The sequence below is a fragment of the Microbacterium sp. HSID17254 genome (genome assembly GCF_003989315.1).
Classification (GTDB): domain Bacteria; phylum Actinomycetota; class Actinomycetes; order Actinomycetales; family Microbacteriaceae; genus Microbacterium.
Window position 1 is genome coordinate 56,479 of the sequence record NZ_RBLT01000001.1, and the last position, 14,590, is coordinate 71,068.

14 protein-coding genes and 1 pseudogene are annotated in these 14,590 nt (G+C 63.8%); 9 read left to right on the forward strand and 6 right to left on the reverse strand.

Features of this window, described 5'->3' with window-relative positions; all coding sequences use genetic code 11:
* The first annotated feature begins 124 nt into the window (after positions 1–124).
* Positions 125–385, forward strand: a complete 261-nt coding sequence (locus D8M34_RS00265; protein WP_126892901.1) for a transposase — start codon at positions 125–127, stop codon at positions 383–385.
* A gap of 557 nt (positions 386–942) precedes the next feature.
* Here D8M34_RS00265 and D8M34_RS00275 read toward each other — a convergent pair.
* Positions 943–1,884, reverse strand: coding sequence for a GlxA family transcriptional regulator (locus tag D8M34_RS00275; RefSeq protein WP_105950101.1), 942 nt, complete (start codon positions 1,882–1,884; stop codon positions 943–945).
* 107 nt (positions 1,885–1,991) lie between these two features.
* Here D8M34_RS00275 and D8M34_RS00280 point away from each other — a divergent pair, with 107 nt between their 5' ends.
* The 7 genes and pseudogenes from D8M34_RS00280 (at position 1,992) to D8M34_RS00310 (ending at position 5,536) form a co-directional block, all read left to right on the forward strand.
* Positions 1,992–2,303 carry a putative quinol monooxygenase gene (locus tag D8M34_RS00280; RefSeq protein WP_105950100.1) on the forward strand — a complete coding sequence of 104 codons (312 nt, stop codon included), beginning with the start codon at positions 1,992–1,994 and terminating at the stop codon, positions 2,301–2,303.
* 154 nt (positions 2,304–2,457) lie between these two features.
* Complete coding sequence (locus tag D8M34_RS00285; RefSeq protein WP_234024130.1) at positions 2,458–2,844, forward strand: GlcG/HbpS family heme-binding protein; 387 nt, start codon at positions 2,458–2,460, stop codon at positions 2,842–2,844.
* Positions 2,845–2,926: 82 nt separating this feature from the next.
* Positions 2,927–3,004 (forward strand): annotated as a pseudogene (locus D8M34_RS00290) (antibiotic biosynthesis monooxygenase); the annotation flags it as partial.
* Positions 3,005–3,426: 422 nt separating this feature from the next.
* Positions 3,427–3,711 (forward strand): transposase, encoded by a 285-nt coding sequence (locus tag D8M34_RS00295; protein ID WP_158698552.1) that lies wholly within the window; start codon positions 3,427–3,429, stop codon positions 3,709–3,711.
* A gap of 47 nt (positions 3,712–3,758) precedes the next feature.
* Positions 3,759–4,583, forward strand: coding sequence for an IS3 family transposase (locus D8M34_RS00300; RefSeq protein WP_234024242.1), 825 nt, complete (start codon positions 3,759–3,761; stop codon positions 4,581–4,583).
* A gap of 70 nt (positions 4,584–4,653) precedes the next feature.
* Positions 4,654–5,202 carry a DUF488 domain-containing protein gene (locus tag D8M34_RS00305; RefSeq protein WP_105950096.1) on the forward strand — a complete coding sequence of 183 codons (549 nt, stop codon included), beginning with the start codon at positions 4,654–4,656 and terminating at the stop codon, positions 5,200–5,202.
* Between the two features lie 49 nt (positions 5,203–5,251).
* Positions 5,252–5,536 carry an SDR family oxidoreductase gene (locus D8M34_RS00310; protein ID WP_199787651.1) on the forward strand — a complete coding sequence of 95 codons (285 nt, stop codon included), beginning with the start codon at positions 5,252–5,254 and terminating at the stop codon, positions 5,534–5,536.
* Between the two features lie 809 nt (positions 5,537–6,345).
* Here the strand turns inward: D8M34_RS00310 and D8M34_RS00315 are convergent.
* The 5 genes from D8M34_RS00315 to D8M34_RS19485 all read right to left on the reverse strand — a co-directional run bounded on the left by D8M34_RS00315 (position 6,346) and on the right by D8M34_RS19485 (position 13,890).
* Complete coding sequence (locus D8M34_RS00315; protein WP_105950095.1) at positions 6,346–6,546, reverse strand: hypothetical protein; 201 nt, start codon at positions 6,544–6,546, stop codon at positions 6,346–6,348.
* Positions 6,547–6,550: 4 nt separating this feature from the next.
* Complete coding sequence (locus D8M34_RS00320) at positions 6,551–6,961, reverse strand: hypothetical protein (protein WP_126892903.1); 411 nt, start codon at positions 6,959–6,961, stop codon at positions 6,551–6,553.
* Positions 6,962–7,064: 103 nt separating this feature from the next.
* Entirely contained in the window at positions 7,065–9,617 is a 2,553-nt protein-coding gene (locus D8M34_RS00325) for a DEAD/DEAH box helicase (RefSeq protein WP_105950093.1), read from the reverse strand.
* Positions 9,617–11,728: a site-specific DNA-methyltransferase gene (locus tag D8M34_RS00330; RefSeq protein ID WP_105950092.1), complete on the reverse strand. Its 2,112-nt coding sequence runs from the start codon at positions 11,726–11,728 to the stop codon at positions 9,617–9,619. The genes D8M34_RS00325 and D8M34_RS00330 overlap by 1 nt, the downstream gene beginning before the upstream one ends.
* Positions 11,729–11,853: 125 nt before the next feature.
* Positions 11,854–13,890: a hypothetical protein gene (locus D8M34_RS19485; RefSeq protein WP_162604560.1), complete on the reverse strand. Its 2,037-nt coding sequence runs from the start codon at positions 13,888–13,890 to the stop codon at positions 11,854–11,856.
* Here D8M34_RS19485 and D8M34_RS00340 point away from each other — a divergent pair.
* Positions 13,850–14,590 (forward strand): aldo/keto reductase, encoded by a 741-nt coding sequence (locus D8M34_RS00340; protein WP_238695569.1) that lies wholly within the window; start codon positions 13,850–13,852, stop codon positions 14,588–14,590. The two genes, D8M34_RS19485 and D8M34_RS00340, sit on opposite strands and share 41 nt — an antisense overlap.

Genomic DNA, 14,590 nt, shown 5'->3' on the forward strand with positions numbered 1-14,590 from the left:
CGAGGGTGCGTCGTTGGCCGGGTAAGGTGAATCGCTCTGGGTTTCGTTCCGTTCCGTTCTTCAAGCAAGGATGGAATTGATGAATCAGAAGTAGTCGCCCGAGATGCGGGAGAAGGCGTTGCGGATGCTGGACGAGGCGAAGCCCTCGCATCCGAATCTCATAACCGCGGTGCGCCATGTCGCTGGGCTTCTTGGTATGAGCGCGGAGACGTTGCGGGTGTGGCATCGCCGTCGCGAAGTCGACGGCGGGCAGCGTCCCGGTGTGCCCACCGATGTTGCCGAGGAAAACAAGCGCCTGCGGGGTGAGAACGCTGAGCTGCGCAAGGCGAACGAAGTCTTCAAGGCCGCGAGCGTGTTCTTCGCGAAGGAACTCGACCGCTCCTGACGGGTCTGCCCCGCGCACACCGCTTCCGCTGTCCCGATAGCCGGTCGTCCACCGGTACAGGTGCGGACCATCCGGGTGAACGACCAGAACCCAGCAACTACCTAAGCCTTCGATTCCCGTAAGACTGTCCCGCAAAAATGCCCGGTGAAGGTGCCGTAAACGGGCTCTTCCCAGATGAGGGTGTAGTTGGCGTTGGCGTGGCGGTCCCGGGATAGACGTCGAGGTCTCCCGACGATGGAGGTTCCTACGCCATCCATCCGAAAGACCTCGACGTGTCCGACGCTACCCCGCCGGCCGGCTTCGGCCGCCCTGACCTGACCGCCTTCGCGTCCTATCCCAATCGACTCTGATCGGGTCTGCTGATGCTCTCGACGAGAACGCAGCGACATCGCAGCCACCCAACTCCGACCGTCCGGGAAGCCGGGACACGTCACATGGCCTGTGCTGCGGGCGTGTCGAGTGGGTCGTTCAGGGGGCGACGCAGGAGCGTCGACGCGACGTGCTGAGAGGTGATTCCAGTCGAGCACTGGCACACCGGCTACAGGCATGGCGATAGGTCAGGAACGGTGTCGCTCCCTACGCAGGAGGGAGCGCAGAGTCTCGGCGTTCGCGTAGCCGACTCGTAGCGCGATCTCGGCGGAGGTGAGGTCCGTGGTTGCTGAGAGGTGCCGAGCTCGTTCGATGCGAAGCCGTTGGACGAAGCCGAGCGGAGTCAGGTTGAGCGCCGCACGGACTCGTCTTTCGAGGGTGCGCCGGCTGGTGCCAAGTGACTGCGCGACGAAGGCGACGTTGAACGGTTCGTCCAGGCGGGCGCGCACGAAGCGTTCGAACTCGACGACGATCGAGTCCTCGTGCCGGAGATGTTCGTAAGCGACGAAGGCCGCCTGCGACGGGCGCTCGTCGATGATGAGGAGCTTGGCGACATGTTGGGCCAGGTCGGGGCTGATCGATCGCACGAGTGAGAGCGCGAGGTCGATGTGGGCGAACGCGGCGCCGGCGGTGACGAGGTTCCCGTCGGTCACGACCATGGTGTCGAGATCGAGGGCGACGGTCGGATAGCGCTTCAGGAACTCCGGCCCCAGGAACCAGCTGGTCGTCGCCCGCCGATGATGCATCCGTCCGGTCTCGGCGACGGCGAACACGCCGGTGCACGCCGCGGCGATCCGGGTGGTCGCCTCGTCGAGGCGCCCGAGCGAGGCGATGACCGAACGAGCATCTCGGCTCTGGAGGGCGTCGTTGGTAGCGGCGGCCGTAAGGGTTCCAAGCGCAGGGACAACGACCACGTCGAACTCTCCGGACTCCGACAGCGGGTGGTCCACCGACAGGGTCATCGATGCCGTCGTGGTCACTCGCCGTTTCGGTCCGAGGATGGCGAGTTCGATCGGGTCGATCCGCGGGTCGACATCGCCGCGGGCACCCTCGGCCACCCGCACGATGTCGATGATCGACGCGATAGCCGAACCGAAGCAGCCGTCGATCGCGATCAGTCCAATACGCATGACGTAAACAATAGCAATACTGCCGTATACGCCACTCCCCACCGGCCCTCGCTCGTCATACGCTGAACTCGTCCCACGAAGAACCCCGATTTCAAGGAGAGTCCCTCATGTCCACACCCGCATCACTTCCGTATGCCTTCGTCGCCAAGATCGTCGCGGCCGATGGACAGCACGACGCGGTCGCCGATCTGCTCGCCGGCGCTGTCGCACTCGCCAACGAAGAAGTAGGAACGATTGTCTGGTTCGCGGTCAGGACCCACGCCGACACCTTCTGGATCTTCGATGCATTCCCCGACGAGGCCGCTCGCGACGCCCACGCCGACGGCGCCATCGTCGCAGCCCTGATGGCCAACCAGCACCTCCTCGGCGCAGCACCCGAGATCCTGGCGGCCGACGTCCTCGCGTCCAAGCTCCCGTAGTCCGCCAACGCACGTCCGCAACGCGAACACAACACGAGCGCTGCCGGTCACAAACTCAACAGGCAAACCAACGGGCGGCTATGGAGCGGCTCGAGCCACAAAGCGCACGCCACATTCGAAGGAGCAATTGATGCCATCTATTCCTACATTGTCGTTGGACGACGCCAAACGTGTCATCGCGGCAGCAGAAGCTGAATCCAGCACGCAGGGTCAGCCCAGTAACATCGCCGTCGTCGATGCCGGCGGCAATCTCGTCGCTCACGTACGGATGGACGGAGCGTGGCTGGGCAGCATCGACATCTCGATCAACAAAGCTTTCACGGCCCGAGCGTTCGACACAGCCACCAAAGACCTCGGCGACCTCGCCCAACCCGGTGAGCAGTTCTACGGCATCAACGCCTCCAACAACGGTCGGGTGATGATCTTCGCCGGTGGCATCCCGCTCGAGCGCGACGGCCAGGTCGTCGGCGCCGTCGGCGTCAGCGGAGGAACCGGCGTCCAAGACCAGGCCGTCGCCGAAGCCGCCGCCAGCGCCTTCTGAGACCGACCCGCACCGAACCCGGCCCCCGGCCGGCACGAGGCTGGATGCGTGCGTCGTCGACGTAGCCGGTCACGGCTCGGACCTGACGGCCAACCAGCACCTCCTCGGCGCAGCACCCGAGATCATGGCGGCCGACCTCCTCGCGTCCAAGCTCCCGTAGTCCGCCAACGCACGAGACAACCGCGCCCCTCCGAGCCGTAGCCAGGTCGCGACGCAACGTCACGCTGCGTTGCCGAGCGGTGCGAGGCCTATCGACACACGGACAGGATGCCGGCCGCGAGGGGTCCGTCGCAGAGGAGAGCGACGTCGGTGTCGGGCAGAGCCGTGAGGCCAGCGCATCGCGCGACCACCAGACCCGAACAGCCCCTGCCCTGCGTTTCCGCAGGTCAGGGGCTGTTCGCCGGAGCCCCCTGTGGGAATCGAACCGACGACCTCATCACGTCGGCTTTGCGTCTATCGCTTGATGTGCCCACTGGGCGAACGAGCCGCTGACCTGCGCAAACGCCGAGCGTGGGGGGAGCCTGACACGGTTTCCCGGACACCTGAGTTGAGGCGATGATCGTCTCGGAAGGAGCCCGTGAGATGCCTGCTGCCCACTCGCCGGAGTTCCGGCGTCGAGCCCTGGATCTGGTCGCCCAGGGAAACCCTGTCGGTCAGACCGCTCGTGATCTGGGGATCAGCGAGTCGTGCCTTCGGAACTGGATAAACCGCGACGCGATCGACTCCGGCCGCAAGGCCGGGATCACGACCGACGAGCATATGGAGCTGGTCGAGCTGCGTCGCCGCAACCGCGTGCTGGAGATGGAGAATGAGATCCTCAAGCGCGCCAGCGCCTATCTCGCTCGGGAGAACGTACTCCCAAAATAGGGTTCCGGTTGGTCCAGGAGCTTGCCGCGGATGGGGTTCCCGTCGCGGTGGCCTGCCGGTTCCTCAGGGTGTCGACCTCGGGATACTACGAGTGGGCGTCGCGTCCGCCATCGCCGCGGACGATCGCTGATAGGGCGCCCCCGGCGACGATCCGGCGGGTTCACCGCGATTCGCGCGGCACCTATGGTGCCCCGCGGGTGCTGGCCGAGCTGCGGCTCGGGCTCGGTGTCCACGTGGGCAAGAAGCGCGTCGCCCGGGTGATGCGCCTGGATGGCCTGACCGGGGTGTCTCATCGACGCAAACGACGAGGCTGGAAGCCGGACACGGCGACGCACGAGGACCTCGTGAAGCGACAGTTCCGCGCGCACGAGCCGAACCGGCTCTGGTTCTGTGACATCACGCAGCATCGCGCGAAAGACGGGTGGGTTTACTGCGCCGCAGTGATCGACGCGTTCTCCCGCCGCGTCGTCGGCTGGTCGATCTCAGACAGAATCACCGCGGAGATCGTCGTTGACGCGCTCGAAATGGCTCGCTGGCGCCGCCGACCCGAGCCTGGCACCGTGGTCCACGCCGACCGAGGAGCGCAACACACGTCGTGGCTCTTCGGCCACCGACTCAGGCAAGCCGGACTGCTCGGCTCGATGGGGCGAGTCGCCTCATCGGTCGATAACGCGCTCATCGAGTCCTTCTGGTCCACGATGCAACGCGAGCTCCTCGACCGCTCAACCTGGACATCCCGGACCGAGCTGTCGTCGGCGATATTCGAGTGGATCGAGGGCTTCTACAACCCCACCCGCCCGCACACCGCGCTCGGCAACCTCAGCCCCGTGGAGTTCGAACGACTTCACAACCCCGCCGCAACCGCGGCATGATCAACACAGAGAAACCGTCCGGGAAACCGGGTCAGGCTCCACCGACCGCTCGCAACCGTTCAGGAGCAGGATGCAACCCTCGACAGTGTTCACCATCGGTCACTCCACACACCCGATCGAGGAGTTCATAGCGCTGCTCGAAAACAACGGCGTGCAACAACTCATCGATGTGCGGACGGTTCCCGGCTCCCGACATAACCCGCAATTCGGCGCGCAGGCGCTTGAGGAAAGCCTGACGCACGCAGGCCTGCACTATGCGCGGATGGAAGAACTCGGCGGTCTCCGCCACACCCCAGTGAATGTGGAGAGCATCAACGGCGCCTGGCGCAACAAAAGCTTCCGAAGCTACGCCGACTACATGCAAACCGAGCCCTTCGCGCGTGGAATAGACCGTCTGATCGATCGAGCAAAAGAGAAGATTGTGGCGATCATGTGCGCGGAAGCGGTCCCGTGGCGCTGCCACCGGTCTCTCATCGCGGATGCGCTGCTCGTTCGCCACATTTCTGTGAAGGACATCATGAGCGCCACCTCCACCAAACCCCACACACTCACGTCGTTCGCGTCGGTGGACGGGCAGCGGGTCTGGTACCCGCCCACTAACCTGGAAGGGCAACCGTAGGCATAGCGAGCCTCTCGCCGATGTGACCGAGTTGTCATTCCGAGAATGGATGTCGTCCACCATGGGCACACTGCACTACGGCGGGTCGGAAGCGCCGATCGTCAGCACCCCGGCGACGGACAAGGCGGTGGACGCGGAGGGCAAGGCCTGGCAGGTCGGCAACGCGCTCATTCAACGCCCCGGCACGGGCGAGGACATCGCGTACATGGCGCTCTACCTGGCCTCCGACGAGTCCTCTTGGGTGACCGGACAGAACTACAGCGTCGACGGCGGCGCGACCGCCGGGTGGCGGAACGACAGCGAGACGGACCGACTGGCCGCGAAGAACGGCTGACACGCGGGTCGCGGCGCGACCGGTGACGGACGGGAGGCACAACACCAACGCCCAGCTCGACACGCTGGTTCTCTCGCAGGCCGGAAGGGGCCCCGGGCGTCTACGCGAGCTTCGTCAACCCGGAGGCGTTCTACGCCCTCTACGGCATGGAGTTGTGCGGCGGCGCGGGCGCCTGCAACCGCCCCCCGATCGACGGCACGGAACTCCCCATCCGGTGATCCCGTGGAAAACCAAACGACGAGCGCGCGAACGCGCGAAGGAGCCGCTGACACGGCGCAGCAGAAGCTCTGTTTCTTTGACCTTTCCGGCTGTCGAGAATACGTCGGCTCCCGCGACTCCGTTCCTACAATCTCGAACGCGCCCTACGGGCTTATATCGCTCGACATTGCGCGCGCTGCGCGCTCCGCCTCCGTTTTATCTCTGTCTGCCGGAAGGCGAAGAAAAACGGTTGATCAGGGAAGGGGATGAAGAGACGAACGAGCAGGGGATTGTGGTCTACTGGTGGAAGTGACATACCCAGGCGAGAACTGTTACCCCATAGTTCTCCGTTCCACCGGAAGAGGCTGACGCACCTTCGAAGGGGTGAGGCAGGCGTGCTACGCGTGAACTAACGGGCAGGTCTGTGCGTGGACCGCAAGCTCTCGCACTGTGCCGTAGTCCAGGTTCTGCCCGCTGCGCAGCCGGATGCTTAGCACTGTGCGCACGGCGTTTACTTGCTCAGCGCTGAGTCCCTCGAACAGCTCGGGCCAGTCAGAATGTGCTCGCGCGACCTCGGGAGGCGTTAGGGCGCTGACGCTGAGCAGGGCGTGTCATCGGACGTACTTCTTTCGCCCGTCCTCGACGTTCGACCCGTACTTCTCGTCCAGCTCGGCGTATGCCTCGGCCGGGGTGGTGCTGCCGTTGAGGATGCGGCGGGCGCGGTCGAGTGCGTCGGCGTCAGGGAAGTGTCCGGCGAGCTGCTGGGCCTTCTCGATTAGGGCGAGATCGTTCTCAATTTTTGGTTCGCTCATCGCATCAAGATTCAACGACGGCAGCAGGCAATGTAAACATTCGCTCCAGCAGGGGTACAAGACGCCAGATCGCGGCGTGGTGCTGTTCTTCGGTCAGATCATCTAGCACGGGCGGTTCTTCACCTGTCCAGCCGATTGCTTCGGCCACCGCAGTGAGCTCCACGCTGTCCCATCGCAACCGTCCTTCATCCCGCATCTGAGCGCGGAACTGTGACAGTGGACCGCCCGACTGGTGCACCTTGGCGATCTCGGGGAAGCGCGCCAAGCGGACGTGGAAGATCGCGACCTCGTAGCCGTGCAGAAAGATCATCACTCGGTCGATTCGGATTGGCCGTCCAATGTACATTCCAGGCCGCTTCGCGAATGCCTCCGCCTGACTGTAGATCGGCATCTGCGTTGCCTCAGGATCTGTCATCGCTCACGCCCCGTCCCTGTGGTTGAGATTCTCGGTTACCAACGACATTGATTCGCGATCTCAGCCGGTGAGTAACGACTACGAGTGGCAGACGATCCTGCGCTCAATAGTCCACGGCGGCGCGGTCGTAGGCGAACCGCGCGTCGGATTCGTTCAGCACCTTCGCGCGCACGTCGGCGAGCTTCAAGTCGAGCACTCTGAGCTTCCCGTCTATCCGGCTGATTGCCTCAATCCTGTGGAACTGGTCCCCGTAGGCCTCGGCGAACCTCGCCATGCCGTGTAGCTTCCACGCCGCGTCCGGGAGCCAGTGGCCGTGGGGATCCACGATGCTCGCTCGCACTCCGTCTTCGCCGTTGGCGAAGAAGAGGAAGTCGGGGCGCAGTGTGCGCCATTCGCCGTGACGGTCCTGGTAGGCGATGCTCATCGAATCGCGGCCGCCTGTTGGGTTCCGATACCAGGCCAGAGCCCCGCCCCTCGACATCTCGGCGTCCAGCACCTCGATCTCGTCGGGGTTCAGCTTCCCGACCGGGAACATGCCCTCGTCGTCGGCCAACAAGTGCAGTGCCCGTCGTTCAAGGAGCTGTTCGGAGTCGCCGGTGACGCGTTTCGTCTCCTCCTGGCGGTTCTTCGGCAACGCCATTGAGATGAGCTGAGGGTCCGTGCTCATGGCGGTGATCTCTGCGTAGAGGCTCTGCCTTGACTCGGAGAGGTCTTTGATCGCGACACGGTACTTGCCGAGCCACTCGTGTGCGATGCGGTCGGCCTCGGTATCGAGCGCGGGACGGGTCTGCGGCAGCATAGCGAGGGCTGCGACTCGGACGTTCGCGTCGCGGTAGGCGTCCTCGTCCTCAGCGTCCGCGGCGAGATGTTCGACGTAGGTACGGGCGATGTCTGGCGTGATCGACCGCGCGCCTGTGCGATATGCGTCCTGGATGGCGCGGTCGTCCGCGTACTCCGTCCACGACTCGTCCTGGCGGAGCCCGTGGCGTGCTTGTCCGCGAACGGTGCCGCCAGCAACCGTCTGAACGTCTTTGAGCGCCTTCGTCAGGTCGTTTGCATACTGAGCCGAGAGTCCGTTCAGAACACCGTGGAGGCGCTCGTGGGCGAGCTTCCCCGCGTCAGCTAGCAGCCGGTCAGCCGCGAGCGCGTGTGCCAGCGAAGTGAGTCGCTTGATCGGGTTCGCATGCTTGCGAGGCAGTGTCTCGGCAGGCAAGGCTTGGAACAATTCCCAGACCTCGTCCGGGACGGCCTGGTTCGGCGTCATGACCTGTGGGTCGACGAGGACACGCTGTCCCGTCCCGCCGCCCGTGGTCAGGTCGTTGCCCATGATCCGCTCCAGCACGAGGCTGGCCGTCGCCTTGTTGAATTTCGGCAGGATGCACTCGACGCTGTTGAGCAGGTCGTCGCCCTCGATACGCCTGGCGAGCGGTGTACGGATCATCCGGCCGAGAAGCTGCGTGATGTGCGTCTCGTCCCTCGCTGGGCGGAACGAGACCATGACCTCAGCGCGCGGGCAGTCCCAGCCCGTGCTGATGGCGTCCTTGGCAAGCAGCACACGGACGTAGGAGGCGTCCTGCACGCGCTCCGGGGAGATGTAAGGCACGCTGTGCGAGCCGAACGTCTGCGCAGTGTGCTCGCCAAAGACGTGGGCGATCGCGTCCGCCTCCAGTTCAGGCCACTCGTCACGGATCACGTCGATAGCCGAGGCGACCTCCGTCGGCGACGGCTTGTTCGGCACCTGAAGCACCATGAGGGGCCTGACGGGCTCCTCGTTCTGATCGTTCGCGTACGCCGTCCAGGCCGCAGAAATTCCTTTCACCTTCCGGACGCCCCGGCGCAGCAGCACTGTATTGAAATCACCCGTCTCCGCGGGAAAGTCGAGCACGATGTCGTCCTTCAGTAGACCCGACTCCTGGATACGCACAGGGTCCACCTGCACCGTCGCGAGGTGCACACGATTCGATTGCACCTCGGCTTCGCTCATTGCAGCCTCGAACCGCTGCACAGTCGCCGAGATGCCCCAGACGATCGGCACCGGCGGCACGTCATTGTGGCCGTTGATGAGGCGCTTCACGATGGTCGGCGTCTCCGACGGGCGTTTGCCCATGCCCCGATGTGCTTCGTCAAGCACCATGTAGAGCGTGAGGTCGTTGTCCTCGATCGTGTTCCGCAGGGTGTCCCAGAACGTGAACGGCACTGTGTCTGCATGCGAGTCGAAGCCAGGCAGGGTGTTGGAGTCGTCGCGGCCCCGCACGAGCAGGCTGTTCTTCGACAGCTTCGAGGTGTTCAGAAAGTAGACGTTGCCCGACTGGAGTTTCTGGTATCTGAACGGGTGCTCGACCGTGACGAGACGGTTGCGCAGGCGGTCCGACGCTTGTTCCAGCCGATGCTTGGTCTGCTGGTTCAGCGCCGGGTCGTCGCTGAACCACAGCACGACGGCGCCGGGGTCCGGCGCGATGCTGAAGTCGTCGCTGCCCCAGAACAGCGACTCGATCACGGCCGCAGCCATGACCGTCTTACCGGCGCCCGTCGTAGCCGTCAGCGCCACCGACGAGACTCGCCTGCTCGCGCTGCGGTAGAAGTCCCGCGCAGAGGTCAGTTCGCGCAGCGTGTCACCGACCGCGTCTGCTTGGTAGTCCTTCAGCGTGAAGCGCATCAGAAGTCCCCCGTCATCTCGCAGTTGCGGAGGTAGTCTTCATATAGGCGGACGGTTTCGACGCCGCGGATCTCGTCGGCGACCTGCTGGTACCGCCCCTCGTCGTCCGTGACGACGTACACGATCCGAATGCCGCCTTTCCCGCGCAGTGCCTCGACAAACTCGGCGGCCTGGTCAAGGTCGCGAAGGATGCCGTAGCTGTCAGCGATCGCCCATCCGCCTTCGATCCAGTCGATGCGAGAGCCGACCGCACCGGCGCGTAGCCACAGCATCGGAGCAATCGCCGCGAACGCGCGGTCCACGCCGACGAGCCACTTCGACTCGTACGTCAGAGTGAAGAAGGCGGCGTTCTCCTCGAACCCCTCAGCCATCGGGAACTCGTCGACGAACTTGTAGTCGCCCTTGATCGGGGCGCCGTCGGGCGTCTCGCCCGTGATCGCGGCGCGGATGCGCGGCTTCGTGATGTAGTCGCAGATGCCCAGCTTCTCCCACTCGGGATCGCCAGGCCGCACGCCCTTCCTGCGCAGAGCGGCCTGTTCGTCGGCCGAGACTTCGTTGTTCGTCACCGAGATGCACTGACGGCGGCCGCCGTCCTGCTTGTTCAAGCGCATGACAGCGTGAGCTGTCGTCCCGGAACCAGCGAAGAAGTCGAGAATGACCGCGTTTGGTTTGTCGGATAGAAAGAACCTCAGGGCATCCTCCACTGCGTAGAGGCTCTTCGGGTATGGGAATGAACGACCCGGCAGAAGGCCCGCAACGAGCTTCGAGCCATGCCATCCCGCATTATGAGAGACCCTGTTCCAAGTTGTCTTTGCTGCACGATCACGAGACACCATCGACGTGTCTATGATGGCTGCGCCAGTCAAAGGGTTGCGGCCGGTCACACTGAGTTCGCCCTTTTCGATCTGATCCTCGGTGCCCTGGTTCACCGTCATGATCGAGTAGCCTCGTCCCCGTCGCTGGGACTTGGTGGCTCTGATCAGCCCTTTCTCGACCCGCCGTCGCGCGACCTCGACCCCTGTGCGCCAGCGAGCTTCCGCGCCCGTGGCGGTCTTCGGCCATACCGCGACCTCACCCGCTGGGACTGGCACCGTCTCGACACTCGTCCCAAGCGGAATCGGCGCCCCTACCCGAACAATGCGTCCGGTTGCTTCCTCTACAAAAATCGGGAAGAACAAGTTGGGCGAGTCTGCCCTCAAGTTCCCCTTGCCAGTCCGAACGTATTGAAACCACACCTGAGACTTGCTCTCGGATTGGCCTTCGTTCAGCATGTCGTCAGTCGTGCGGGCGGCTGCCATCTGCCCCATGAACACGAAGAAGATGTATTCGTCAGACCGACTGAACATTCCGTCACGCACTGAGCCTTGACTACTGATGACGCTCGTCACCATCTGGATACGCGCTTCGGGAAACGTCTGCTCCAGTAGCAGGCCAAGGCGCAAGTACTCCTTCTCGTCGATCGTGACTATCAACACGGAGCTCGCGGGCTTCAGGAGCCGCTTGGCGAGCTTCAGCCTCCGCTCCATGAACGCCAGCCACTTCGAATGCCGGTACAGGTCGTCGCCCTCGACGTAATCGTTGTTGTACTTCCAGTCGCGCGATCCTGTGTTGTAGGGCGGGTCGATGTAGATCGCATCCACGGACTTCTCGTGCGTGAACGTGAGCTGCTCCAGGACGTGGAAGTTCTCGCCATTGATGACCGTATGGAACGGCTTATTGCCGCCGCGCTCGATGGTCCCGTCGGGGCGCAGGCCGGGGTAGATGCGGTCACGGAATTCGGCCACGAGAACCAGGTCATCCAATGCCACCGAGGCGGCCTCGATCTTCGCGCCGTTCGGCGTCGAGATGTCGGCGGTCTCTCCGTTGATTCCATCGACAGTCCAGATGCGCTGGTCGCCGTGCCCCGTCACCCCTCTCGGAGGGAGCACTCGAACCTTGCTCATCTTGCGAATCTTGTGCGCGGGAAGCTCCACCGCCTCCGGCGCATGACGCTCGAAGTTGAGCCCGAACGGTAGACGCTTCTGGAGTGGCTGGATCTCGCTGTCGAGGTCCTTAGCGAGCTGCGGATCGAGTTGATTGACGGTGCGCAGCAGGTCCGACAAGCGCGACATGGGCGGGCTCCTTCTGGCAGGACAAGAACGAGTCCGTTCTCGCGTGTGCGCGAGTGGCACGGACTCGATCTCAGCCTACTCAACAGCATCTGAGGACACGAAGGCCGCGAGTTCCCGGCAGTGTTCTACTGGCTGGACACACCAGGACGGGAGGGATCCCGGATCGCCGGGTACACCAGATAGGTGCTACCCGATGACTTGATCCATCTGCCTGTCGCCGATAGTGATCGCCCTGTGAGATCCGCCAAGGGTCCGAGCGGGACGGTAGCGGTCAGGTTGATCATCGCAGCGCCGCGCAGCAGGATGGTCTCGCAGCCGAGGTCTCTCAGGCGTTTGGTAAGCGTCGAGGGGTCGATGTGTCGGCCAGGAAGGGCGGGTGATGGGAATAACCATCCTTCCGGGGATATAGCGCGCTGCGCCAGTTGCATGCCGAGCAGTTCGGTGACGCGTGGCGCTAGGTGGAGCGGAGCGTTCCCGAGGGAAAGCGTCGCCGTTTCGCCTCGATAGACGATGTTCTTGTCTTGGAGTTTGACGAGCCGTGTGATCGGCGCTGCGTAGAGACCGACCATCAATCCGACGAGCCTCGTTCCCTCGTTCAGCTGATCGTCTTCGAGGAAGCGAGACACCCAAGAATGATGGGTGGCCTCGCTGTAGGCGAGCGACGGGGCGGACTTGGGTCGTACCGGGGCGGAGATTCGGCGCATCGCGCCGGTCTGTTTCGCCCATCGGATGAAAGGACGGATCGCGATTGCTCTGCTGCGGCGCGAGGCAGCGAACTCGTCGAAGATCGACTGCGGGGCGGATTGCAACGACAGGTTCCGCGCTTCGAGCATCTGGAGGAATTCGAGCGCCGCGCGGCTCATCTCTCTGGCCCGGCTGAGGGTGCTATCGGTGATGCCTCGTCGTCGAATCTGCACGCGCGCGGTGGCAGGAACGATCCAACGGGTGAAGATCGTAAATTGCTCTCGGTTCGCCTTTGGGCAAATCGCGATGAGTTGATCCGCCCATTGTTCATATGACGCCCAGGGGTCGCGTTCTTCTGTCAGACATCCCGTGACTTCAAGCAGAGCCCGAACGCGCAATGCTGCATGCGGATGCTCGGGCATCTCCAACGCGCGTTGACTGATGGGGATCTCGCCATCGAGAATCCGCCGCAGGATCGCGATGCTAGTGCTGCGGCTCATCCAGCGCAGAAGCCGGTCCGCGTCGTGCTTGTAGGAAAGGAGATAGTGGCGTAGAGGTTCGAGGGCAGCACGCGCGTCGCTATCCGACGCTTCGGAGAATAGCTCCTCGACTTGTTTCACCAGATCGCAGCCCGAGCACAGCGTCCGCCGTGCCCCCCGTTCGCCTCCGCATTCATTGCAGGTGAAAAGTGGTGCGTTCCCGGCACAGTCTGCACACACCAGTCTGTCGTCCTTGTCGTGGGCGATCACACGTTTGTCACCGCACTCAGGGCACGGCTTCATAAACCCGGCGGTCGAGATGTAGCAGCTCTCACAGACTCCAGTACCGATGCGTGCGGAGTAAAGCCGCCGGACCTCGTGACAGATGAAACATACGATCCGCGGTTTCGGCACGCAGTCGTTGCAGTACGGCTTGTCGCCGACGATGGAGTGGGTCGTGCGTAGCCGCCCACACTCCGCGCATTCCCTTCGCGACCTCGGGTCGCGCCGCCAGCAGTTGGCGCAGAATTGTGACTCACCAATGCGGCGCGTGATTGGTAGAAGCCTGTCGCATATAGAGCAGGGCGCAGCGTAGCGGCGTTTCGTGCAGCGCCCGCCGAGCCGTTCTCCGGTCGGACTTGTCTGTTCCAGGAAGCGCTCTTCGCCGCACTGTCCACAGGCGGGCAGGGCGACTTTCAGGTCTGCGGTGCGAGCTTTCCGGAGGAGCCGCTGTGCCGCGCGTGGCATGGCCTGATCCCTTGACGAAGCGAGCGGGGGCGCGCTGCGGAGGTAGGCAGCGAGGCGTCCTGCTCCCATTACCGTCGGCGCGATGGCGATGACGAGTTGCTCGATCTTCGCAGTCGGAGCGTCGCTCCAAGGGCTGCCCTGCTCAAGGAGGATCGTCGTTCCTGGGTCCAGGTTCCGACGGTTGCGCGCTCGGTCCTTGCGCCGTCTCTCCTTGCCGATCGCCGCGTTGATCGCCGGTGTCGAGCTGGGCATGACACTCGTTGATACTGCCGAGATGTACGGCGACGGCGCGGCGGAAGCGCTGATCTGCGAAGCGCTAGGCGACCGGTGCGGCCGGTTGTTCCTCGTCAGCAAGGCGTATCCGCAGAACGCCTCGCGCGCACGCCTTTCACGCGCATGCGAGGCGAGCTTGAGACGTCTCGGCACCGACCGGCTCGACCTCTACCTGCTCCACTGGCGGGGATCGGTGCCGCTCGTTGAGACGATAGAAGCGATGGAGGCGCTGAAATCGGCCGGGAAGATTCGGTATTGGGGTGTCAGCAACCTCGATACTGACGACATGGACGAGCTTGTTGCTGCCGGCGGGGATGGCTGCGTGACCGATCAGGTTCTCTACAATCTCGTCCGTCGAGGCCCTGAGTTGGAATTGTTGCCGTGGCTCGTCGCTCATGAAATGCCTGTCATGGCCTATAGTCCCGTCGAGCAGGGACGACTCTCGAGCCATCCCTCCCTTGTGAAGATCGCAGCTAAGGTTGGTGCTACCCCTGCGCAGGTCGCACTTTCCTGGACGTTGCGGCACGATGGCCTCATTGCGATTCCGAAGGCGAGTTCGATCGCACATGTGCGGGAGAACCGGGCAGCCGCAGATATCGTCCTTTCCGACGCCGATCTTGCGACACTCGACGCGGCATTTCCTCGGCCACGCGACCGTCGCCCGCTCGAGATGCTCTAG

Bases quoted from the DNA above. Each gene is read 5' to 3' on its own strand.
- D8M34_RS00325 (WP_105950093.1), bottom strand. From the start codon at position 9,617: ATGCGCTTCACGCTGAAGGACTACCAAGCAGACGCGGTCGGTGACACG.
- D8M34_RS00330 (WP_105950092.1), bottom strand. From the start codon at position 11,728: ATGTCGCGCTTGTCGGACCTGCTGCGCACCGTCAATCAACTCGATCCG.
- D8M34_RS00280 (WP_105950100.1), top strand. From the start codon at position 1,992: ATGTCCACACCCGCATCACTTCCGTATGCCTTCGTCGCCAAGATCGTC.
- D8M34_RS00265 (WP_126892901.1), top strand. From the start codon at position 125: ATGCTGGACGAGGCGAAGCCCTCGCATCCGAATCTCATAACCGCGGTG.
- D8M34_RS00275 (WP_105950101.1), bottom strand. From the start codon at position 1,884: ATGCGTATTGGACTGATCGCGATCGACGGCTGCTTCGGTTCGGCTATC.
- D8M34_RS00310 (WP_199787651.1), top strand. From the start codon at position 5,252: ATGTCGTCCACCATGGGCACACTGCACTACGGCGGGTCGGAAGCGCCG.
- D8M34_RS00315 (WP_105950095.1), bottom strand. From the start codon at position 6,546: ATGAGCGAACCAAAAATTGAGAACGATCTCGCCCTAATCGAGAAGGCC.
- D8M34_RS00305 (WP_105950096.1), top strand. From the start codon at position 4,654: ATGCAACCCTCGACAGTGTTCACCATCGGTCACTCCACACACCCGATC.
- D8M34_RS00295 (WP_158698552.1), top strand. From the start codon at position 3,427: ATGCCTGCTGCCCACTCGCCGGAGTTCCGGCGTCGAGCCCTGGATCTG.
- D8M34_RS00320 (WP_126892903.1), bottom strand. From the start codon at position 6,961: ATGACAGATCCTGAGGCAACGCAGATGCCGATCTACAGTCAGGCGGAG.
- D8M34_RS19485 (WP_162604560.1), bottom strand. From the start codon at position 13,890: ATGCCCAGCTCGACACCGGCGATCAACGCGGCGATCGGCAAGGAGAGA.